General features: G+C 69.7%; 24 protein-coding genes. 7 read left to right on the top strand and 17 right to left on the bottom strand.

Going from position 1 to position 21758, the window contains the following annotated elements; all coding sequences use genetic code 11:
* Positions 1-4: 4 nt before the first annotated feature.
* From ACTCB7_RS01190 to ACTCB7_RS01160, 7 genes are all read right to left on the bottom strand, one after another.
* The gene (locus tag ACTCB7_RS01190; protein ID WP_224415840.1) at positions 5-421 is read right to left on the bottom strand and encodes a YbaY family lipoprotein; all 417 of its coding nucleotides are present in this window, start codon (positions 419-421) and stop codon (positions 5-7) included.
* A 48-nt stretch (positions 422-469) separates the two neighbouring features.
* A complete protein-coding gene (locus ACTCB7_RS01185; protein ID WP_163648207.1) occupies positions 470-844 on the bottom strand; it encodes a translation initiation factor Sui1 in 375 nt (124 codons plus the stop codon).
* Between the two features lie 87 nt (positions 845-931).
* Entirely contained in the window at positions 932-1621 is a 690-nt protein-coding gene (locus tag ACTCB7_RS01180) for an HAD-IA family hydrolase (protein WP_163648208.1), read from the bottom strand.
* Positions 1622-1741: 120 nt separating this feature from the next.
* A complete protein-coding gene (locus ACTCB7_RS01175) occupies positions 1742-2983 on the bottom strand; it encodes a GGDEF domain-containing protein (RefSeq protein WP_224415839.1) in 1242 nt (413 codons plus the stop codon).
* 127 nt (positions 2984-3110) lie between these two features.
* A complete protein-coding gene (locus ACTCB7_RS01170) occupies positions 3111-4097 on the bottom strand; it encodes a 2-hydroxyacid dehydrogenase (protein WP_163648210.1) in 987 nt (328 codons plus the stop codon).
* Positions 4098-4269: 172 nt separating this feature from the next.
* Positions 4270-4443, bottom strand: a complete 174-nt coding sequence (locus ACTCB7_RS01165) for a hypothetical protein (protein WP_224415838.1) — start codon at positions 4441-4443, stop codon at positions 4270-4272.
* A 113-nt stretch (positions 4444-4556) separates the two neighbouring features.
* The gene (locus ACTCB7_RS01160; RefSeq protein WP_163648212.1) at positions 4557-5534 is read right to left on the bottom strand and encodes a sugar kinase; all 978 of its coding nucleotides are present in this window, start codon (positions 5532-5534) and stop codon (positions 4557-4559) included.
* A gap of 442 nt (positions 5535-5976) precedes the next feature.
* Between ACTCB7_RS01160 and ACTCB7_RS01155 the strand changes: the two genes are divergently transcribed.
* From ACTCB7_RS01155 to ACTCB7_RS01145, 3 genes are read left to right on the top strand one after another with little or no spacing between them, the layout of a single operon-like run.
* A complete protein-coding gene (locus tag ACTCB7_RS01155) occupies positions 5977-7728 on the top strand; it encodes a carbon starvation CstA family protein (RefSeq protein ID WP_163648213.1) in 1752 nt (583 codons plus the stop codon).
* The gene (locus tag ACTCB7_RS01150; protein WP_051907307.1) at positions 7715-8011 is read left to right on the top strand and encodes a cory-CC-star protein; all 297 of its coding nucleotides are present in this window, start codon (positions 7715-7717) and stop codon (positions 8009-8011) included. The genes ACTCB7_RS01155 and ACTCB7_RS01150 overlap by 14 nt, the downstream gene beginning before the upstream one ends.
* A gap of 28 nt (positions 8012-8039) precedes the next feature.
* Entirely contained in the window at positions 8040-8981 is a 942-nt protein-coding gene (locus tag ACTCB7_RS01145) for an ArsA family ATPase (RefSeq protein WP_163648214.1), read from the top strand.
* An 87-nt stretch (positions 8982-9068) separates the two neighbouring features.
* On the opposite strand, the gene ACTCB7_RS01140 is transcribed toward ACTCB7_RS01145, so the two are convergent.
* Positions 9069-10451, bottom strand: a complete 1383-nt coding sequence (locus ACTCB7_RS01140; RefSeq protein WP_163648215.1) for an NAD-dependent succinate-semialdehyde dehydrogenase — start codon at positions 10449-10451, stop codon at positions 9069-9071.
* Between the two features lie 170 nt (positions 10452-10621).
* Here ACTCB7_RS01140 and ACTCB7_RS01135 point away from each other — a divergent pair, with 170 nt between their 5' ends.
* On the top strand, positions 10622-11707 hold the full coding sequence (locus ACTCB7_RS01135) for a right-handed parallel beta-helix repeat-containing protein (protein ID WP_463005254.1): 1086 nt from the start codon (positions 10622-10624) through the stop codon (positions 11705-11707).
* 19 nt (positions 11708-11726) lie between these two features.
* Here the strand turns inward: ACTCB7_RS01135 and ACTCB7_RS01130 are convergent, their stop codons facing one another.
* Positions 11727-12020 (bottom strand): hypothetical protein, encoded by a 294-nt coding sequence (locus ACTCB7_RS01130; protein WP_463005253.1) that lies wholly within the window; start codon positions 12018-12020, stop codon positions 11727-11729.
* A gap of 218 nt (positions 12021-12238) precedes the next feature.
* Here ACTCB7_RS01130 and ACTCB7_RS01125 point away from each other — a divergent pair, with 218 nt between their 5' ends.
* Entirely contained in the window at positions 12239-12526 is a 288-nt protein-coding gene (locus ACTCB7_RS01125; RefSeq protein WP_463005252.1) for a DUF4235 domain-containing protein, read from the top strand.
* A 109-nt stretch (positions 12527-12635) separates the two neighbouring features.
* A complete protein-coding gene (locus ACTCB7_RS01120; protein WP_463005251.1) occupies positions 12636-12773 on the top strand; it encodes a hypothetical protein in 138 nt (45 codons plus the stop codon).
* Positions 12774-12878: 105 nt separating this feature from the next.
* Here ACTCB7_RS01120 and ACTCB7_RS01115 read toward each other — a convergent pair whose 3' ends face one another.
* From ACTCB7_RS01115 to ACTCB7_RS01080, 8 genes are all read right to left on the bottom strand, one after another.
* Positions 12879-14276 carry an SLC13 family permease gene (locus tag ACTCB7_RS01115; protein ID WP_463005250.1) on the bottom strand — a complete coding sequence of 466 codons (1398 nt, stop codon included), beginning with the start codon at positions 14274-14276 and terminating at the stop codon, positions 12879-12881.
* 66 nt (positions 14277-14342) lie between these two features.
* Positions 14343-15215: a DMT family transporter gene (locus tag ACTCB7_RS01110; protein ID WP_463005249.1), complete on the bottom strand. Its 873-nt coding sequence runs from the start codon at positions 15213-15215 to the stop codon at positions 14343-14345.
* Between the two features lie 44 nt (positions 15216-15259).
* Positions 15260-16162, bottom strand: a complete 903-nt coding sequence (locus ACTCB7_RS01105; protein WP_463005248.1) for a DMT family transporter — start codon at positions 16160-16162, stop codon at positions 15260-15262.
* A gap of 40 nt (positions 16163-16202) precedes the next feature.
* Positions 16203-16502, bottom strand: a complete 300-nt coding sequence (locus ACTCB7_RS01100; RefSeq protein ID WP_463005247.1) for a hypothetical protein — start codon at positions 16500-16502, stop codon at positions 16203-16205.
* Between the two features lie 71 nt (positions 16503-16573).
* Positions 16574-17638: a class II fructose-bisphosphate aldolase gene (gene fba, locus ACTCB7_RS01095; RefSeq protein WP_463005246.1), complete on the bottom strand. Its 1065-nt coding sequence runs from the start codon at positions 17636-17638 to the stop codon at positions 16574-16576.
* An 80-nt stretch (positions 17639-17718) separates the two neighbouring features.
* Complete coding sequence (locus ACTCB7_RS01090) at positions 17719-18882, bottom strand: phosphoglycerate kinase (protein ID WP_463005245.1); 1164 nt, start codon at positions 18880-18882, stop codon at positions 17719-17721.
* Positions 18883-18945: 63 nt separating this feature from the next.
* A complete protein-coding gene (locus ACTCB7_RS01085; protein WP_463005244.1) occupies positions 18946-19968 on the bottom strand; it encodes a type I glyceraldehyde-3-phosphate dehydrogenase in 1023 nt (340 codons plus the stop codon).
* Between the two features lie 210 nt (positions 19969-20178).
* Complete coding sequence (locus ACTCB7_RS01080) at positions 20179-21156, bottom strand: MDR family oxidoreductase (protein ID WP_463005243.1); 978 nt, start codon at positions 21154-21156, stop codon at positions 20179-20181.
* A gap of 177 nt (positions 21157-21333) precedes the next feature.
* Between ACTCB7_RS01080 and ACTCB7_RS01075 the strand changes: the two genes are divergently transcribed.
* Positions 21334-21702, top strand: coding sequence for a diacylglycerol kinase (locus ACTCB7_RS01075; protein ID WP_463005242.1), 369 nt, complete (start codon positions 21334-21336; stop codon positions 21700-21702).
* Positions 21703-21758 lie beyond the last annotated feature (56 nt).

The raw sequence follows: 21758 nt of genomic DNA, 5'->3' as shown, positions 1-21758 counted from the left end.
CGCCTCAGGGCCGGGAGACGGGCTTCACCGGCACCTCGACGGGGCCCGGAGTGGCGGCCTCGCCGGTCAGCACCGGTACCGGCCTGGGCGAGGTGTAGAGCAGCCGGCCGTCGGCGCGGATCGCCGCGCTCAGCACGTAGCGCTGCCCGCCCTCGATGGCGTTGTCGTCGTAGCGCAGCACCACCGGGATCGGCCCGCTGCCGAGCCGCGTGTAGGTGGCCTCGGCCACCGTGCCGGCCTTGGCATCGGTCGTGCGCAGGGTGACCGTGAGCTCGGCGTTGCGCGGCAGCGCCAGGGGCCGGTCGCTGACGATGCGGGCCTCGAGGTTGGCGAAACGCGGTGTCAGGGCGCAGGCGGCGAGGGTGAGCAGCACGGCGCCGGCGGCGAGCAGGCGGAATCGCGAACCGAACGAGCGGGGCATGGGCATCTCTCCCGGGAAGAGGGGACGGAAGGCGGGGCGTGACGGCACTCAGCCGCCGGCCAGCTTGACGGTGTAGCCCCGTGACTCGAGCTCGGCCTTGAGGCTCTGGCGATGATCGCCCTGGATCTCGATCACGCCGTCCTTGACCGCGCCGCCGGTGCCGCAGCGCTTCTTGAGCGACTTGGCCAGGGCCTTGAGCTCGTCCTGGACCAGCGGCACCCCGCTCACGGTGGTCACGCCCTTGCCCTTGCGACCGCTGGTCTCGCGGCGGATGCGCACGATGCCGTCGAGGGTGGCGAGACGCGCGGCCTCGGCGTCATCGGCACAGCGGCACTCGGCGATGGGCTGTCGGCAGTCGGGGCAGGTCTCGCCATGCTCGGTGGAGTAGACGAGACCGCGCAGCTGGTCCTGGAGGGAGGCCATGCGGCGGCTCCTGTTGGCGGCGATGGATGAGTCTCGATGATAGCGCAGGAGCGCCGACGCGGCGATCGCCGCGCCGGCAGGCAACGGCTACCGGGCCAGGGCCGCCGGCGGCTCGAGGTGCGCGGCCAGACCGGCGAGCAGGCCGGGAAGCTCGCGCATGTCGTGCATGGCGATCGCCCCCGGCGGGGTGACTTCGGTCTCGGGGAAGCGGTTGATGTGGATGACGTGCATCCCGGCGCCCAGGCCGGCGGCGACCCCCACGGCGGCATCATCGATGACCACGCAGCGCGACGGCTCGTGGCCCATGCCCAGGGCGGCGTGACGGAACAGGCCCGGATCGGGCTTCCAGCAGTTCAGGGTGTAGCCGCTGTAGAGCCGGTCGCCGAAGTGCGGGCGCAGCCGGGTACTGTCGAGGGCGTTGCGGATCTTGTGCTCGGGCCCGTTGGAGGCCACGCAGCGCGGATGGTGCGCCAGCCGCTCGAGGGTTTCGCGGACGTGGGGGATGGGCTGGAGTTCGCTGGCCATGCGCCGGGCCAGGGTGGCGCGCATCTCGGCCTCGGTGGCGGCGCGGACGCCGGGGTCGAGGGTGCCGTGGCGGCGTTCCAGCTCGGCGACGATGGTCATGAAGCGGACGCCGCGGAACTCCTCCATGTATTGCCGGGCAACGAAGGGCAGGCCGGCACGGTTGAGCGCATCGGCCATGACTTCCGCGAGGAGCGGCTCGCTGTCCACCAGGGTGCCATCGCAGTCAAACAGCAGACAGAGGGGTTGGTGCATGGGTCGTGTCTCTTGCGGCCAGCCCTGGCGTGGGGCTCTTGTCTCCATTATCGGCAGGGACGGCGCGCGGTTGAGCATGAGGTTGCGGACTTAAAGAACGCTGTTTCTTAATACTCTAGCTCATCGTGACGCATTTGTCGCCCCGCGGGCCGCCGACGCCCCGTCGCAGCGCGCGGGGTCGTCGTGCGGCATCTCGCCAGGCGTGTCGTCGGCGTGCATGACGACCCGGTTGCGGCCCTGGCGCTTGGCGTTATAGGCCGCGAGATCGGCGTCGTGGATCAGGCGGTCGATGTCGACGGCCCGGCTTTCCGTCGCCCGGTAGCCGGCGACCCCGATGCTGGCGGTCAGGTTCAGCGGCGGGATCGTCGCGTCGGGCAGTCGCAGGGGCGTGGCGGCGATCGTCGCGCGGATGTGTTCGGCAACCTGGCTCGCCTGGGTGGACGCAGTGCCCGGCAGCAGGAGCACGAACTCCTCGCCGCCGTAGCGGGCCAGCAGGTCGCCGGGTCGGCGACACTGCTGCAGCCGTTCGGCCACCCGGGCGATGGCCGTGTCGCCGGCGCGATGACCGAAGGTGTCGTTGATCCGCTTGAAGTGGTCGATGTCGATGAACAGCAGGCTCACCGGCTGCCCGTGGCGGCGGTGGCGCCTCAGGCGTCGCAGGCCCTCGTGTAGGAAGTGGCGACGGTTGGCCAGGCCGGAGAGCGCGTCGGTGACGGCCTGGTGTTCCATGCGGCAGCGGTAGCGATACAGTTGCCAGTAGAGGTACTCGACGAAGCCGCGCAACGCCAGCACGGGCGCCAGGCTGACCAGCATGTAGGCCAGGTAGACCCGGCGATCGAAGTCATCGTAGCCGCCCAGCCAGGCGACCGGCAGGGGGAACAGCGTGATCGCCGAGAGCACCAGGATCGACAGGCGCAGCGACTGGCCGAGCAGCAGGAAGGGCACGAAGATGAAGAAGTACAGGAAGCCGCCCATGCCGTAGGCTCGGCCGTGCTCGAACAGGCTGAGGACGTCCAGGAAGCTGGCCTCGACGAACAGCGGTACCGCCAGGGTGGCGACGCGCGATCGTCCGCTATGCAGGCCGTGGTGCGTGGCCAGCGCCCAGAGCAGGACCGCGCCGGCCTCGGTCAGCCGGTGGCCGATGGCGTCGCCGGCGTGGTCGGCGTCGAGGGCGAAGTCCCAGCCGATCGTGCACAGCACGAAGACCGCGGTGAGGCCCAGCGAGCCCACCGTGAACCGCGTGTAGTCGCGCGCCTTGGCCCGGCGGTAGTCGACGTCGCCCTGGGCGCGCCAGAGCGCCGCCAGGCGGCGAGCGTACTCACCGGGGCGCGCGGTATCGGCCGGCAGCCCGCAAGAGCGCATGAGGGGTTCCCCGCTGTGGGTCCACGTGAGGAGGTCTCCGGGACGTTATTGTCATGGCCACGGCAATGCGTCGCGATGTCGAGTATAGCGCAGGCTGTCCAGAGCAAGGTCGGCCGAAAGGATGATGTCAGTCATGCCGAGCGTCCCAGGCGGCCGCGTTGACCAGGCTGATCGGTCGCTCGCCACGCAGCGCCCGGGCGATGTTGTCGACCGCCCGCTGGGCCATGGCATCGCGGGTCTCGACGGTCGCCGAGCCGATGTGCGGCAGCGCGACCACGTTGGCCATGCGCGGCAGCGGCGAGTCGCCCGGCAGCGGTTCCTGCGCGAAGACGTCCAGGCCCGCGGCGCGAATCTCGCCGGCCTCGAGGGCGGCGACCAGGGCCGGTTCGTCGACCACCTTGCCGCGGGCGATGTTGATGAAGATCGCGCTCGGCTTCATGCGCGCGAACTGCGCGGCGCCGAACAGCCGGGTGGTCTCGGCGGTCAGCGGCACGGTGACACAGACGAAGTCGGCCTCGGCGAGCAGTTCGTCGAGCTCGCGGCGTCGCGCGCCGAGTTCGCGCTCCAGCTCGGGCTTGGGCGAGGCGTTGGAGTAGAGCACCGGCATGCCGAAGCCCAGGGCGCCGCGCCGCGCCACGGCGGCGCCGATGCGTCCCAGGCCGACCATGCCCAGGGTCTTGCCGTGCACGTCGCTGCCGAACTGCGCCTCGCCGATGCTCGCCTGCCAGTCGCCGCGCTTGACGAAGTCGGCCAGCTCCACGACCCGCCGGGCGGTGGCCATGATCAGCGCGAAGCCGGTGTCGGCGGTGGTCTCGGTGAGCACGTCCGGGGTGTTGCACAGCAGGATGTCGCGGCGGGTCAGCTCGTCGATCGGGTAGTTGTCGACGCCCACCGAGATGCTGGCGATGGCTTCCAGGTGCGGGGCCTCGTCGAGCAGCGCCGGGGTGATCGGCAGGCCGGCGCCGACCAGCCCGTGGGCCTCGCGCAGGGCCTCGCGGAAGGCCGGGTCGTCGGGCGAGTCGAGTTCGGGAAAGTAGTCGACATGGAAGTGCTCGCTGAGCTGTTCCAGGTGATGCTGCTTGAGACGGCGAAAGGCGGTGATGCGTTTCTTCATGGTGGCTCCGGGCCTGGGGGTCGGGAAGGGCGTTCACGCCTGCGTCGGCAGTGTGGCTGCCTGGCGGCGCCCCGGCGTGCCCTTCAGGGTATCGCATGTTCCGCGTTCGTCGCCCCCGTGCTGTTCCGGGGCCCGGTGGCCTGCCGCCTGCCGGGCAGGCGGCAGGCCAGTCTCAGGCTTCGACGTCGATGTTGTGGCCCAGGGAGCCCTGGGGGCGCGGGCTGCGCTGAACGCCGTCGTCCTGGTCGCCGTCGTTGTCGGGCCTGGCGGCCGGCTGGGGCTGGGATGCCGTCTGAGCCTGGGCCGCCTGCTGGAGGAGCGCGTGATTGGCTGCGTCGATATTCATGAGAGCTGTCCTGTGTTGCGTGATGAATGTTGGCGTTGCCGCCGACCGTTAGCATGCTCGCCGTGTCTTAACGCAACATTAGACGTCGTGAATGGGGCGCCGCCGCGGGGCTCTCAGTCCACCAGCGGCGGCAACTCGCCCTCGAGCTCGGCGAGTCGAGCGCGATGGGGCAGGCCTTCCATGTCGCCGCGCACCTGCACCGCCCGGGCGCCGATCAGGTTGCCGCGGCGCACCGCGGCCCGCGGGGAGAGCCCGTCGAGCAGGGCGCTGACCACCCCCACGGCGAAGCCGTCCCCGGCGCCCACGGTGTCGACCACCTCGGCGACCGGGAAGCCCTCGACGGTAAAGCTCCGCTGGGCATCGCGATAGTAGCCGCCCTCGGGGCCCAGCTTGATGATCACCGCCCGGGCGCCGCGATCGAGGTAGAAGCCGGCGATGTCGTGGGCGGAGTCCAGCCCGGTCAGCCGCCGCCCTTCGGCGAGGCCGGGCAGCACCCAGTCGGCGCGGCTCGCCAGCGCGTTGAGCGTATCGCGCATCTCGGCTTCGCTTGCCCACAGGCCGGGTCGCAGGTTGGGGTCGAACGAGATACCGGCGCCGGCGGCGCGGGCCCGCTCGAGCATGTGGAAGGCCAGCTCGCGGGCCGAGGCCGACAGGGCGGGCGGGATGCCGGTGGCATGCAGGTGGCGGGCGGTAGTGAAGTCCACCGACTGCGCGTCCGCGAGCGAGAGAAAGCTGGCGGCGCTGCCGCGGCGCAGGTACTCGACATGCGGATCGGAGCCGTCGTCGACACGCGCCTTGAACACCAGGCCGGTCGCGTGGTCGGGATCGCGTGTCAGGTGGCGGCAGTCCAGCCCTTCGGCCTCCAGGGTGCGGCGGATGCAGGTGCCGAAGCTGTCGTCGCCGACCCGGCTCAGCCAGCCGACATGGAAGCCCAGCCGCGCCAGGCCGATGGCGACGTTGGTGTCGGCGCCGGCGATGCCGCGCCGGAAGCGTTCTACCCCGGCCAGGTCGCCGGGCGTCTCGGCGACGAACAGCGTCATCGCCTCGCCGAAGGTGAGAATCTCGGGAGGGGTGGAGCGGGAAGTCATCATGGGTCCTCGGCGGCCGGCTGGCGCTGCGTGCGACCCGCCGGTCCGGGGCCCGCTGTCGGCCCGGCCGCGGGGTGAAGGGCGGACGTGGAGGCGGCGGCGGCCGGTGGCGGCGGTCGTGTGGAAACGGTAAGCGTTTCCATCGTAGGCGGCGAGGCGCGAAGGCAACAATCCGCGGCCGACTAGACATTCGTCGCATGCCGGTCCCGGCCCGGTCGGCGCGAAGCCCGGCATGCAGCGGTTTCCGGAAGGCTGCCGGCCGGGCCGAGGCCGCGGCTCGTTTGACGCCGGTCAACGGCTGGCGAATAATTGCTTAGCCTTCTCAGGTTATGCCTGCTTCGATTGTAACCGGTGCGCGACGCGGCGCGCCGGTCCAGGCCGAAGGCGTGCGCTGTTACCCGTCGTGAGCAGCGCCTCTCCCGCTGTCAGCCACCAAGGACACGTCATGAACGCAATCTGGATCGCCGTTTTCGGCGTCGTGTGTTTCGTGATGGGCTTTCGATTCTATTCGAAGTTCATCGCCGAACGCATCTATCGCCTCGACCCCGACTTCCAGACGCCCGCGCACACCTACCGCGACGGCGTCGACTATGTGCCCACCAACAAGTGGATCCTGTGGGGCCACCACTTCACCTCGGTGGCCGGTGCCGCGCCCATCGTCGGCCCCGCCATCGCCATCTACTGGGGCTGGCTGCCGGCCATCCTCTGGGTGGTGCTGGGCACGGTCTTCGCCGCCGGCGTGCACGACTTCGGCGCCATCGTGCTGTCGAGCCGCCACAAGGGCCACTCGATCGGCACCCTGGCCAACCGGCTCATCGGCCAGCGCGCCAAGCTGCTGTTCCTGTTCATCATTCTGATCCTGGTGCTGATGATCAACGCGGTCTTCGCGTGGGTCATCGCCAAGCTGTTCATCACCTTCCCGTCGAGCGTGCTCTCGGTGTTCATCCAGATCCCGCTGGCGGTATGGATCGGCTATCGCGTCTACCGGCATTCGGGCTCGATGCTGCTGCCCTCGGTGGTGGCGCTGGTGGTCATGTACGGCGCGGCGCTGCTGGCCAGCGAGGTTCCGGCCCTGCAGATCGACCTGGTGAGCTGGTTCGGCGGTGCGGACGCGCCGGTCGTCGGCGGCTTCGACGGCACCTCGATGGCCTTCCTGGTGTGGATCGTGGTGCTGATGGTCTACGTCTATGTCGCCTCCACCCTGCCGGTCTGGAAGCTGCTGCAGCCGCGTGACTACATCAACTCCCACCAGCTGGTCGTCGGCCTGGCGCTGCTCTACCTGGGCCTGCTGTTCGGGGCGCCGGCGATGACCGCGCCGGCGGTCAACGGCGAGGCCGACATCAGCTGGTATCCGCTGCTGTTCATCACCATCGCCTGCGGGGCGATCTCCGGCTTCCACGGCCTGGTCGGCTCGGGCACCACCTCCAAGCAGCTCGACAAGGAAACCGACGCCCGGCTGATCGGCTACGGCGGCGCGCTCGGCGAGGGCATGCTGGCCATGGTGGCGATCATCGCCGTGGGCACGCTGTTCGCCAGCGGCGCCGACTTCACCGCCACTTACTCCAGCTTCGCGGCGGCCGGCTCCAGCGGCCTGGGCTCGTTCGTCAAGGGCGCCGGCCAGCTGGCGGCCAACCTGGGCATTCCGCCGCAGATGGGCTCCACGCTGGTGGCGGTGATCGTGGTCAGCTTCGCGGCCACCACCCTGGACACGGCGGTGCGCCTGATGCGCTACATCATCGCCGAGCTGGGCACCGAGTACGGCATGCCGGTGCTGGCCCGCAAGCACGTGGCGACCAGCATCGCCGTGGTCTCCAGCGCGGCGCTGGTGATCCTGCCGGAAGGCCCCAACGGCTTCGGCTCCGGCGGCTACCTGCTGTGGCCGCTGTTCGGTACCAGCAATCAGCTGCTGGCGGGCATCACCCTGATGCTGGTGTCGGTATGGCTCAAGCGCCAGGGCCGGCCGGTGGTGTTCACCCTGGCACCGATGCTGTTCCTGCTGGTCATGACCCTGTGGGCGATGGGGCAGCAGGTGATCTTCACCTGGTCCGGCTTCGGGGATGCCCCGCGCAACCTGCTGCTGTTCAGCTTCGGCAGCCTGATCCTGGTCTTCACGCTGTGGATCCTGCTGGAGGCGTCGCGCAGCTTCCGTCAGGGGGCCGGCGAACGTCTGGATGCGTTGAGCGATGAGCCGCGCTGATCGTGACGACAACGCGCCCGCCGGCTGGCGGGCGCGGATCGGCCGGGTCATCCAGGGCTACGATGCGGTGCTGAGCCTGCCGCATCGCCAGGAGATCGCCCGCGAGCTGCAGGACGAGGAGGACCTGTTCATGCTGCTGTGCTTCTGCGACATGATGGGCATCCCCAACCCCGTCAGCGACATGACCCTCGAGCTCTACCCCTACATGCTCGAGCGTTTCCACGAGTGGCACCGGCGTCAGGGCATTCCGCGTTCGCCGCTGGACAGCTTCCGCTGCTGCTAGCCGCCCTGCCACCCGACGAGGAGTTCCCATGGCCAAGAGCCTGTTCTTCGGCGGCAAGGGCGGGGTCGGCAAGACCAGCTGCGCCACTGCCTATGCGCTGAACTGCGCGGCGGCGGGGCAGAAGACCCTGCTGGTCTCCACCGATCCCGCCCATAATCTGGCCGATCTGTTCGGTCGGGCGCCGGGGGCCACCCCGACGCGCATGCGCCCCGACCTCGATGTGGTCGAGCTCGATCCCGACCGCGAGACGCAGCGCTATCTCGATCAGGTCAAGGAGACGATCCGCCCGCTGGTCAGCGGTGAGCGCAGCACCACGGTGTTCCGCCAGCTGGATCTGGCGCGTCATGCGCCGGGCACCGAGGAGGCGGCACTGTTCGATGCCCTGGTCGGGCTACTGCTCGAGACCGGCCGGGACTACGACCGGCTGATCTTCGACACCGCTCCCGGCGGCCACACCGTGCGTCTGCTGGCGCTGCCCGAGATCATGGGCGCCTGGGTCGACGGCCTGATGCAGCGCCGGCGCAAGGTGCGCAGTGACTACAAGGCGTGGCTGGGCGACGGCGAGGTGGTCGACGATCCGATCCAGGAGGCGCTGATGCGTCGTCGCGGGCGCCTGGCCGCGGCCCGCGAGCACCTGACCTGCGCCGCGCACTCGGCGGTGGTGCTGGTCGCCAATCCCGAGCGGTTGCCGACCCTGGAGACGGCCCGTACCCGCGAGCTGCTCGAGTCCCACGGCCTGCACGTCGGTGCGCTGGTAGTCAACAAGTGCCTGCCGGAAGACGTCGACAGCACCTGGCTGGCCAACTGGCGCGACGAGCAGCGTCCATGGCGCGAGCAGCTCGCCGCCACCTTCACCGATCGGCCGGTGCTCGAGATCGGCCACCAGCCGCACGCCCCGGCGTCCTGTGACGACCTGCAACCGCTGAGCGATGCCCTGCAGGGGCTGGCCCCCTGGCAGGATCACGACTGAACACCCGTTCGCCCGATGCACCGAGGCCCCGCCACCTGGCGGGGCCTCGCTGTTTCGGGGCGCCGTCACGGCGCGGTGTGGCTCCGTTCAGGCGTCGGCGACGAACACCGTGCGCACGTTGAGGAACTCGCCGAAGCCGTACTCGCTCTGCTCGCGGCCGTAGCCGCTGCGCTTGACGCCGCCGAAGGGCAGCTCGGCGAAGGGCGTGGTGGGGCGGTTGACGAAGCTCATGCCCACGTCGAGACGACGGGCCACCGCCTCGGCGCGCGCGAGGTCCTGGCCGACCACGGTGCCGCCCAGGCCGTAGGGGCTGTGGTTGGCCAGTTCGATGGCGTGCTCGACGTTGTCGGCGGTGATCACCGCGGCGACCGGGCCGAACAGCTCCTCGTCGAAGGCCGGGTTGCCCGGGGCGACGTTGGTCAGCACGGTCGGCGCGTACCAGGCACCGGAGCGCTCGAGAACCTGGCCGCCGGTCTCGATCTGGGCGCCGTGCTGCACCGCGCGCTTGACCTGGTCGTGGAGGTCGTCGCGCAGGTCCTTGCGCGACATCGGGCCGATGTCGGTGTCCTCGTCGAGCGGGTTGCCGATGCGCAGCTTCTGGACCTGGTCGACGAGGCGCTCGGTGAAGCGCTCGACCATCGACTCGACCACGATCAGGCGCTTGGAGGCCGCGCAGCTCTGGCCGGTGTTGTCGAAGCGCCCGTTGATGGCAATCTCCACGGCCTTGTCGACATCGGCGTCGTCGAGCACGATCAGCGGGTCGATGCCGCCGAGCTCGAGCACGCTGGGCTTGATCAGCTCACCAGCCTGCCTGGCCACGGCGCGGCCGGCTTCCTCGCTGCCGGTCAGCGTGACCCCGCAGACGATCGGGTCGCGCAGGATGCCCTCGATCGCGCTGGACGAGACCGGCAGCCAGGTGAAGGTGCCTTCCTCGAAGCCGGCGTCGTGGAACAGCTGGGTGATCAGCTTGGCGCTGCCGGGGACATTGGAGGCGTGCTTGAGCAGGCAGGCGTTGCCGCCGGCGAGGTTGGGCGCGGCGAAGCGCACCACCTGATAGAGCGGGTAGTTCCAGGGCATGATGCCGAGCACCGCGCCCATCGGGTCGCGGACCACCTCGGCCTTTTGCGCGCCGGGCACCTGCTTGGGCTTGGGGGCCATGAATTCCTCGGCATGATCGGCGTAGAAGCGCACGATCGCCGCCGAGATTTTCGTCTCGGCGATCACGCCGGAGAACTTCTTGCCCATCTCCCGGCAGATCACCTCGCCGATGTCGGCCTGGCGCTGCTCGATCAGGTCGGCGACGGCATGGAGCTTCCTGGCGCGCTCGGCGACCGTCAGCCGGCGCAGTTCGTCGTAGCCGCGGCGCGTGGCGTCCAGCTTGTCGCGGACGCCCTGTTCGTCGAGCATCTCGTGCTGCCCGATGACCTCATCGGTGGCCGGGTTGACGGCGGTGAGGGTATTGCGGCTCATCACGTTCTCCTTGGTGACGTGCGTGAATGCATCCTTTCTCGCGTCCTCAGTGTAGACAGTGGCGACGGGCCCGATAGCCTTCAAGGGCGTGGCAGGCGGGAGCGGTTTCGGGCAAAGTCCGTACACGGGCCCGGCGATCCGGGCGAGGCGACGTATCACAAGGAGGCGTGATGACGAGACGATTCGGCGGGCGGCGGTTGGGCGACCTTCTGCTGGGCCTCGGATTGCTGGTGCTGAGCGGGCTGATGAGCGGTGGCGCGCTGGCGGCGACGGGCGGTGATGACTGCGATCGGCTGGTGCGCCCCGGGGAAAGCCTGCAGGACGCGATCGACGGGCTGCCCGACAGCGGTGCGCCGCAGACCGTGTGCCTGGCGGCGGGAGACTTCCGCCTCCAGGACATGGTCACGGTCGAGCGTGACCACGTGACCCTGCGCGGTCAGGGCGCCCAGGCCACCCGCCTGAGTCTGGTGGAGGGCGTGGTCAGCCCGGTGCTGGTGCTCGGCGAGGCGCGTCGGCAGGTGCCGGGCCAGCCGATCCACGACGTCACGGTCAGCGACCTGGCGATTCGCGGCAGCGGCGACGGCGGCCCGGAGTTTCGCGAGGACCTGCCCTACCTCAGCAACAGCGCGCTGATCGTGCGGCGCGGCGACGGCGTGACCCTGCGCCGGCTGGATATCCAGGACTGCCGCAGCGCCTGTCTGCTGACCGAGTATCACAGCCGCGACGTGACCATCGCGGACAACCACCTGGCCCGGGCGCAGTGGGACGGGTTGTCGCTCAATCGGGCGGGGGCGACGCGGGTCGTCGGCAACACCATCGAGGACAACGTGGCGGCGGGGATCACGGTCGAATACCTGCGCGACGGCGAGGTCATCGACAACCGCCTTCTCGACAACGGCTCCCACGGCATCTACCTGGCGGATGCCGAGCACAATGTCTTCCGCGGCAACCTGTTCCGCGGCAACCACAAGGCCGGGGTGTTCCTGACCTGCTCGATCCGTCACCGCAACCCGGTGGAGTGCTGGGAGGACAGCTTCAGCCGCGACAACGTCTTCCGCCACAACCGCTTCGTCGACAACGGTCACGGCTTTCAGGTCTCGCTGGACGATGCCGCCAACTGCCGCGGCTTCGACACGCCGCCCAACCTCTCGCAGGACGATACCTTCCACAACAGTCCCAACGACGAGCCGTCGTGGGAGCGTTACGGCCACTGCATTCGCTACGACGGCAGCCGGGACGCGCCGCCGGACGGGTGAGGGAGGGTTCCCGGGGGCGTCAGGGCCGTCTTGCGGGGCGCGCCGTCAGGCGCCGCGAGTTGGCCATGGTGCGTCGGTGCAGCGGATGCAGGATCCGCTGGCTGGATTCCCACCAGCAGGGCAGGCGGCCGTGGCAGGCGGCCACCCAGGTCTCGTGCCAGACGGCGGCCAGCTCGACCCCGGCCTCCCACTTCTCGGTCACCATGCGCTGGTTCTCGTCCAGCAGCGGCAGGCTGGTCGGGGGCTGGGTCAGCCACAGCTGCTGGCGCAGGGCGATCGTGGCCAGGGCGCTGGCCCAGGTTTCGGCGGCCATGACACCCGCTCGCCAGGGGGTGGGTGACGACGCCGGGGCGGTCGGGGAGGGGGAAGACTGCATGCACAAATACCTGATTGGCGGAAGGCCGTGGCCATCGATGATACAGCAATAGCCGGCCTCGGGCTGGGGTCTGCCGAGATCCTCGGCTAGGCTGGAGGCGGAACGGCCGCTGCATCATGCGGTTTTCGCCCACTGTCACGGAAGGAGTGAGCGTCATGAGAGAGAGCACCCTGTGGTCGCTGATCAGCGCGGGCACGGCGATCGCCGCCGGCATCGCCGTGCGCAACGGGACCCGCAAGGTCTATGAACGGAAGGTCGGCAAGGCGCCGCTCGATCCCTACGAGCGCGATGTGCGCTGGCGCGATGCCCTGGTGTGGGGCGCGGCGTCCGGCGTTCTGGTGGGTGTGGCGCGCGTGGCGGGGCGACGAATGGGCAGCGAAGCGCTGCATCGGGCGCGTCGCCGCAGACGCTCGCGGTCATTGCCGCGTCGCCCGCTGGGATAGCATTCTTGCCTCGGGAGCGGTCGGCTTGTTAGGCGAAAGTCGTACGAATTAGACCAAAGTCTAACGTCATGGCATACTGTCGGGACACGTCACCGACCGAGGTTCTCGCATGACAACCCAGACCGCTTCCCGCCAATCCCTGTCCCGTCGTCTTGGCCGCTCGGCCTATCGCCTGCTCGAGCGCATGACCGAGAGTGCCTATGAAGGCTACCGTCGGCAGATGATGGGACTCTACGGCATCGACTGATGCCTGTGCGTCGCGCCGCTTCGGCGGCGCCTGCCCTCCTTCCCTTTCTGCCTTCCTCCCTTTCCCGTCTTTTCCCGACCTGGCCCGGCACATTCGTGTCGTTTGCTAGATCCAGCCCAGCAGTTGCCACCACAGGTAATCCAGCGGCCACAGCAGTACCAGGCTGATGGCGGCCATGATCAGGCACACTCGTGCCGCATCGCGCAGGCGCAGCCCCGCTGCCAGCAGCCCGACCACCAGCGGCGGCCCCTGATAGGGCAGCAGCACCGTGGAAAACCCCACTACCTGCGTCATGGTGACCGCATCCGGCGACCAGCCGGTGATCGCGGCCAGTTCCGGTGCCATGGGCGTCAGGATCGCCGGTACGCCGGGCAGGGTGACGAAGGTGCCCAGGACCATGGCCAGGCCACTCAGCAGGCCGAAGGTCGCGGCATCGCCGGTGCCGGACAGCGGCAGCGCAGCCAGCAGGTAATGCGCAACCCGCTCGCCCAGCCCGCTATGATGGGCCAGTGCGCCCAGGCTGACGATGCCGGCAACGTAGATCAGCGGCTCGAAGTTCAGGGATTTCATCGGCCGCTCGGCCATCAGGCCGCTGCCCGGGAAGAGGCAGGCCAGGGCGATCGCCAGACCGATCCAGGCCGGCGAGATGCCGTGCCAGGCGTCACTGAGCCACAGCGCCACCGCCAGCAGCAGCAGCAGGCCCAGGCGGCGTTCCGGGCGACTCAGCGGCGTGTGGGGGGCTGTGGCCTTGTCGGGCGCCGCGACGCCGGGTGTGGGGGCGTGGTCGGGATAGAGCTTGAGCATTACCGCGATCAACAGCACCGTCTTCAGGGCGCCGAGCACGGGAAAGTGCAGCAGCAGGTAGGCGCTGTAGGTCGGCGCTTCGCCGAGCACCGCCTCGACCGCCCCCATCAGCACGTTGTTGGGCACATTGGCCGGCAGGATGGCGTAGGTGGGCAGGAAGGTGCCCATGATGCCGCCGAGGATGACGCCGGTTCGCCCAGGGCGGCCCTCCGCATAGCCCAGATGGTCGGCCAGGGTGATCAGGATCGGTACCAAAAGCACCACGCGCCCCATGCCCGAGGGCATGACGAAGGCCATGGCCAGGCCCAGTGCCACCACGCCGCTCACGGCCCCGGCGTAGGATCCCCTAAGATGCGGGCCGACCCGTGTCGCCACGGTGGCGCCCAGACCGGTGTGCTGGATCGCCGCGCCGATCGCCAGTCCCGAAAACACCAGCCAGGTCGCCGCCGAGGCGAACCCGGCGAAGACCGTGTCGGGTGGAGCGACGCCGGCGACGGTACACAGCGTGAAGAAGGCCAGGGCGGTCAGCCACTGCGGCAGCCAGCCGGTCGCCCACAGGGCGATCGCCAGCACGATGACACTTGCCGCCCGGGTCACCTCGGGCGCGCCCGGGACCAGCAGCAGAAATGCCCCTACCGCGACGAGGGTGGCCAGGCTGGCGAGGTGGCGAGGCGATGGACGGGGGGCATCGGCGGACATGACGGCTCCGGTGGCGGCGACGGGGGGCGCAGAGTTTAGCAGGCGAACCGCCGCCGCCGCACCTCGTCAGGGTCGCCGTGCGCTCAGCACCGTCACCGTGATGACGATCAGCGCCAGCCCGGCTGCCTGACCGAGGTCCAGCGACTCGCCGAGTACCAGCAGGCCGAACAGGGCGGCGGTGACCGGCTCGATCATGGCGACGATCGAGGCGATGGTCGCCGGGGTGCGTCGCAGGCCCGGCAGGTAGACGGCGAATGACAGCCCGGCACCGAGCAGTCCGAGCAGCAGGAAGAGCTGCAGGTCGCTGCTGTACAGCGCCTGCACGGCCTCGCCGCGATTCATGATCAGGCCGAGGACGATACTGAAGACCGCAAAGGCGATGATCAGCGTGCTGGTCATGGCGCCGTGGGCCGCGGACCGCTGAAAGGCGAAGATGAACAGCGCGTAGGAGAGCGCCGAGGCGAGCCCGGCGGCTACCCCGACCAGCGTGACCGCCTGCCCGCCGCCGCCCAGCACGTCGGTGAGCAGGACGATGCCGATCATCACCAGCGCGATGGCCAGGCCCTTGCCCAGAGTGGGGCGCTCGTTGCCGGTCAGGCAGGCGACGGCGAAGACGTGGACGGGCGCGGTATACATCAGCGTCGCGGCGATCGCCACGCTGGTTCGGTCGATGGCGATTGCGTAGAAGGTCAGGTTGCCGGCGACTCCCAGTCCGGCCAGGACCGCCCAGGCCAGCAGGCGGCGATTGATGTGCCGGACATGGCGGACGGTGTGCGGCAGCCAGCCGAGCAGCAGGCACACCAGGCCGACGGCGCCGCGGTAGAATGTGACCACGGCCGGGCTCCAGTCGTGGTCCATGAGCAGGCCGGCGAGCCCGCCGGAAATACCCCACAGGAAGGCCGCGAGCATGACCAGCGCGGGCCCTATCGCGTTTTGCATGACTCCTCCTTGAGTCGTTTGACGGCGTGTAGCGTGCCGTCAGCCTAGACGCGCGTGTCCTGTCCTGCCCGCGAAATCGGCCACAGTTCGAGCAGTGCCGCGGCGATTACCAGCAGTGCGCCCAGACTGGCCTGCAGGCCGAAGGGCTCGCCGGCGAACAGCGCCGCGGAGATCACACCGACCAGTACCTCGCTCATCAGCAGGATACCCAGGCGCGCCGGTTCCAGGCGCGTGGCGGCCCACAACAGGGCCGACAGCGACAGGGCCCACCACAGCCCGCCGGCGGCCAGTGACCAGCCGATCAGCGTGGGCCACTCCGGGGATGACGGCAGGGCCGGCCAGGGCGACAGCCACGGCGCCAGTGCCGCGGCGGTCAGCGTCGCGCCCGCACAGAAGATGAAATTGCCCTCCATCGCGCCGGTGGTCTCGCCCCGCAGGCGGATGCCGGTCGAGGAGAGCGCCCACAGCAGGCCCGACGCCAGCCCCAGCCAGTCGCCGACCCCGCGCGGCAGCGGCAGCGTGCCGTTGTCACCGAGCACCAGTGCGAGACCGGCGAAGCCGACCGCGATGGCCGCATAGCGAGGCCAGGGCGTCGGCCAGCGCAGCCACAGCCGCGCGATCAGCGTGCTCCACACCGGCGTCAGGTAGAACAGCAGGATCACGGTGGCGACCCGGCCGTGGACCAGGCCGATCGAGTACATGACGAAGGCCGCGCCGCCGAGCGCGATCGCCGCCAGCGACCACGGATCGGCGGCGCGCAGGCGGCGGCGATGGATCACCGCGAACGGGGACAGCAGCAGCGTCGCCAGGGCGACGATCAGCAGTGATCCCCAGGCGCCGGGAAGCAGCGCGTCCAGGCGGCGCACCGGAATCCAGTAGAGGCCCCAGAGCGCGCCGGTGAGAATGACGATCAGGCTGGCCGTGCCGGTCTGGCGTCGGATGCTCATCGGAACGCCTCGCGAGTGGCTGCAAAAAATAGAAGGCGGATCAGTGCGTCCGGCAGTTGTTGCGGTAGCGGCGGGAGTCGCTGCCCAGTGCCAGGTGCTCGTTGACCTTGTTGTAGAAGAAGGCGGCCGGCTCGCCGCCGGGCAGGCGGTATTGCCCGCAGATGCCGTAGCCCTTGTTGACCTCGCGCATGGCGGTCACCTCGACAGCGTCCTTGTCGAGCGTGGCGGCGATGGCGTCGGCGATATGGTCGTCGAGCCGGCTCTCCTGGATGGCCTGGCCACCGAAGATCACCGCCGCGGCGATGAGGATGACGAGGGAGGGAACGATCAGGTTGTGCATGGCGGGCCTCGATGGCGAGGGGGAAGGCGATGGGGGCCGCCGGTTTCCCGGCGGCGCGGCGTGGCAAGGGCTCAGTTGACCCGCGGGTCGAGCTCGCCGCGCGCGTAGCGCTCGAACATCGCTTCCAGGCCGATCGGCTGGATCCGGCTGGCGTTACCGGCGCTGCCGAAGGCCTCGAAGCGGGCCACGCAGACATCGCGCATGGCCGCGACGGTCTCCTTGAGGTACTTGCGCGGGTCGAACTCGGCCGGGTTGTGGGCGAGGAAGCGACGTACCGCGCCGGTGGAGGCCAGACGCAGGTCGGTGTCGATGTTGACCTTGCGCACGCCGTGCTTGATGCCCTCGACGATCTCCTCGACCGGCACGCCGTAGGTCTCGGGAATCTGACCGCCGTACTCGTTGATGATCTCCAGCCACTCCTGGGGCACCGAGCTGGAGCCGTGCATCACCAGATGGGTGTTGGGGATACGCTCGTGGATCTGCTTGATGCGGGCGATGGAGAGGGTGTCGCCGGTGGGCGGCTGGGTGAACTTGTAGGCGCCGTGGCTGGTGCCGATGGCGATCGCCAGGGCGTCGACGTGGGTCGCCGCGACGAAGGCGGCCGCTTCCTCGGGGTCGGTGAGCAGCTGATCGTGGGACAACGTGCCCTCGGCACCGACGCCGTCCTCCTCGCCGGCCTGGCCGGTTTCCAGGCTGCCCAGGCAGCCCAGCTCGCCTTCGACGGAGACGCCGCAGGCGTGGGCCATCTCGACGGTGCGCCGGGTGACATCGACGTTGTAGTCATAGTCGGCGGGCGTCTTGCCGTCGGCTTTCAGCGAGCCATCCATCATCACCGAGGAGAAGCCCAGCTGGATGGAACGCTGGCAGACGGCGGGCGAGGTGCCGTGGTCCTGATGCATGACCACCGGAATGTGCGGGAACTCCTCGATCGCGGCCAGGATCAGGTGGCGCAGGAAGGGCGCCCCGGCATACTTGCGGGCGCCGGCGGAGGCCTGGACGATCACCGGCGAATCGGTGCGGTCGGCGGCTTCCATGATGGCGCGCATCTGCTCGAGGTTGTTGACGTTGAAGGCCGGCACGCCGTAGCCGTGCTCGGCGGCATGGTCGAGAAGTTGACGCAGGCTGATCAGGGCCATGGGGAGTGTGTTTCCTCGCTGACAGTCGAAGGGCGGCCTCTGGGCCGCCCCGTGATGATGGTTGTGTGAATGCTGCAGGGTTAGCGGTCGGCGGCCTCGAGGGCTGCAACGGCGGGCAGCGTCTTGCCTTCCACGTACTCGAGGAAGGCGCCGCCGCCGGTGGAGATGTAAGAGACCTGCTCGGCGATGCCGTACTTGTCGATGGCCGCCAGGGTGTCGCCGCCGCCGGCGATGGAGAAGCCGTTGCTCTCGGCGATTGCTCGGGACAGCGCCTCGGTGCCCTTGCCGAACTGATCGATCTCGAAGACGCCCACGGGGCCGTTCCACAGAATGGTGCCGGCGTCCTTGAGCAGGCCGCCGAAGCGCGCGGCGGTGTCCGGGCCGATGTCGAGGATCATCTCGTCGTCGCGCACCTGGTCGACCGGGCGCACCACGGCCTCGGCGGATTCGGAGAACTCGGTGGCGACCACCACGTCGGTGGGCAGCGGGATCTCGACCCGGGCCATCAGCGCCCTGGCCTGCTCGATCAGGTCGGCCTCGTGCAGCGACTTGCCGACGTTGTGGCCGGCCGCGGCGATGAAGGTGTTGGCGATACCGCCGCCGACGATCAGCTGATCGCACTTCTCGGCCAGGGCGTTGAGCACCTCGAGCTTGGTCGAGACCTTGGAGCCGCCGACGATGGCGACCATCGGCCGTGCCGGGGTGGCCAGCGCCTTCTCCAGCGCCTCGAGTTCCTGGGCGAGCAGCGGGCCGGCGCAGGCGGCGGGGGCGAAGCGCGCCACGCCGTGGGTGGAGGCCTGGGCGCGATGGGCGGTGCCGAAGGCGTCCATCACGTAGACGTCGCACTGCGCCGCGTAGGCCTTGGCCAGGGTCTCGTCGTCCTTCTTCTCGCCGACATTGAAGCGCACGTTCTCGAGCAGTACCACCTCGCCTTCGGCCACGTCGACCGGATCGTCGAGATAGTCGCTGACCAGCCGTACCGGCTGGCCGAGCAGCTGGCCGAGATGGGCGGCGACCGGCGCCAGCGAGAACTCCTCGGCGGGCTCGCCCTCGGTGGGGCGTCCCAGGTGGCTCATCAGCATCACCCGGGCGCCGGCGTCGCGGGCGGCCTGGATGGTCGGCAGGCAGGCGCGGATACGGGCATCCGAGGTGACGTTGCCCTGCTTGACCGGCACGTTGAGGTCCTCTCGAATCAGCACTCGCCGGCCGGCGAGAGGGAGGTCGGTCATCTTGCGCACGTTCATGTGGCGTATCCTCTGTTGACGAATCCAGAATGTCCGGTGTCCACCGCGGTCGCCGGGGCGGTGTCAGCGCCGCGCGTCGAGCTCCGCCAGGCGGCCGGCGACATCGAGCATGCGGTTGGCGAAGCCCCACTCGTTGTCGAACCAGCCGAGCATCTTGATCAGGTGGCCGCCGGCGACCCGTGTCTGGGTGGCGTCCACGATACCCGAGCGTGGATCGTGGTTGAAGTCGACCGAGGCCATGGGTTCCTCGGTGTAGCCGAGGCGGCCGGCGAGCCGCGCGTGGCTGGCCTCGCGCAGCAGATCGTTGACGGCCGAGGCGGTGGTGGCCCGGCGCACCGAGATGGCCATGTCCATGGCCGAGACGTTGATGGTCGGCACCCGCACGTGCAGGCACTCGAAGCGCCCGGCGAGGTGCGGCATCAGGCGCTCGATGCCGCGCGCCAGGCCGGTGTCCACGGGGATGATCGACTGCATCGCCGAGCGGGTCAGGCGCAGGTCCGACTTGTGGTAGGCGTCGATCACCGGCTGGTCGTTCATCGCCGAGTGGATGGTGGTGGTGACGCCGTGCTCGATGCCCAGCGCCTCGTCGAGCACGGTGAGAATCGGGATCAGGCAGTTGGTGGTGCAGGAGGCCGCCGAGATCACCCGCATGTCGGCGGCGAGCAGGTGCTCGTTGATGCCGCCCACCACGGTCAGGTCGACGTCGGATTCGGCCGGCTGGGAGAACAGCAGCCGCCGCGCCCCGGCGGCCAGGTGGCGCTCGGCGGTGGCGCGATCCTTGAAGCTGCCGGAGCATTCCAGCACCAGGTCGATGCCCAGCGCCGCCCAGGGCAGGTTGGCGGGGTCTTCCTCGCAGAGCAGGGCGATCGCGTGGCCGTTGATGTGCAGCCGGTCGTCCGCGACGCGCACCTCGCCGGGGAAGCGCCCGTGGGTGGTGTCGTAGCGGGTCAGGTAGGCGACGGTGGCGAGATCCGAGAGCTCGTTGATCGCCACCACCTCGATATCCAGCTCGGGGCGCTCGACCAGTGCCCGCAGGACGCACTGGCCGATGCGGCCGTAACCGTTGATGGCGATGCGATGGGGCATGGGCGGGCTCGACGGCGATGGTGGCGTTCGAAGGCGGTGATTCTAGCGCAAAGCGCCCTTTGCCCCAACTGTAGCGGTTGCTGCGCGAAGCGCTCAGGCGCCGGGCAGGCCGGCCGGAGGCGCTGTGAACCCTTCCCTGGGCGCTACCTGCGCCGTCCCTGGCGCAGGACCTCCTCTCGGCCTGCCCGATGCCCTCCCCTGAGGTATGTCTCAGTCTAGGCTCGGGTCGATCAGCAGCCGGCCGTGGATGTCGCCGTTGATCATCGCCTCGGCGCGTTCGGCGATCATCTCCAGGCCGATCGCCTCGTGGTGCATGGCCTCGCGCAGCGCCCGGGGCAGCTCGGCGATGCGCTGCCAGACGTCGCGGCGCCGCGGCACGGGGACCCGGGCGCTTTCCACGCCGAGCAGCGACACGCCGCGCAGGATGAACGGCATCACCGAAGCGGGCAGGGCGCTGCCGCCGGCCAGGCCCACGGCGGCGACCCGACCGTGGGGCTCCATCTGGGCGAGCACATTGGCCAGGGTGGTGTCGCCGACCGTGTCGATGGCCCCGGCCCAGCGGGCCTTGTCGAGCAGGCGCGGCTCGCCCTCGAACTCGGTGCGGTCGTGTACCTCGGCGGCGCCCAGGCTGCGCAGCCAGCGTTCCTGATCCGGCTTGCCGGTGACGGCGTGCACCTCGTAGCCGTAGTGGGCGAGCATCTGTACCGCCCAGCTGCCCACGCCGCCGGTGGCCCCGGTAACCAGCACGCTGGCGCCGCGGGCCAGGCCGGCCTCCTCGAGGCGTTCCACGCAGAGCATGGCACTCAGCCCGGCGGTGCCGAACAGCATCGCCTCGCGGGAGGAAAGTCCTTCGGGGCAGGGCACCAGCCAGTCGGCGTCGACCCGCATGCGCTCGGCGAAACCGCCCCAGTAGCGCTCGCCCACGCCCCAGCCGGTGAGGATCACCCGGTCGCCCGGGGCGTAGGCGTCGCTGGCGCTGTCGCGCACCGTGCCGGCGAAGTCGATGCCCGGCACGAAGGGGTAGTCGCGGACGATCCGGCCCTTGCCGGTGACCGCCAGGGCGTCCTTGTAGTTGAGATCGGAATGGTCGATGTCGATCGTGACCTCGCGCTCGGGCAGGCGGTCGTCGTCGACGGTCTCGACACGGGCGCGGGGATCTTCGTCCTTGAGCATCAGCACGCGGGGCATGGGGTATGGCTCCAGTCGGCGGGGCGGAATCACCCCAGACTAGTCGCCCCCGTGGGGCCGGGCAATCGGTCGGCTTGCCTGCCCCGGGGCCTCTGCTACCATCGGCGCTTCATGCTGCCGGCGGCCGCCACGGCCCCGTCGGAGCGGCTCCCCGAGAATCGCCCTGTGAGAGTGCCCATGAAGCCCCGCGAGACAGGCTGGCGACACCTGATTCAATCGACGCGCTATTCCCTGAAGGGGCTGCGGGCCGCGTTTCGTCACGAGGCGGCCTTCCGTCAGGAGCTGCTGCTGTGCCTGGCGATGCTGCCGCTGGCCGGCTGGCTGGCGCGCACGCCGGTGGAGTGGCTGCTGCTGGTGGGCAGCGGTGTGCTGGTGCTGGTGGTGGAGCTGCTCAACAGCGCCCTGGAAACCGTGGTCGATCGCATCGGCCCCGAGCACCACGTGCTCTCCGGGCGCGCCAAGGACATCGGCTCGGCGGCGGTCATGCTGTCGCTGATCATGGCCGGGCTGACCTGGGGCGTGCTGCTCTGGCAGCGCCTGACCTGAGCGTGAGTCGCGTCCTGCGACATCATGACGCGCATCACCGTTTGTCGGCTTGTCTG

It is taken from the genome of Modicisalibacter sp. (genome assembly GCF_055145905.1).
The sequence above is the reverse complement of the archived record's forward strand: the minus strand, read 5'-3'. Positions and strand labels throughout refer to the sequence as shown.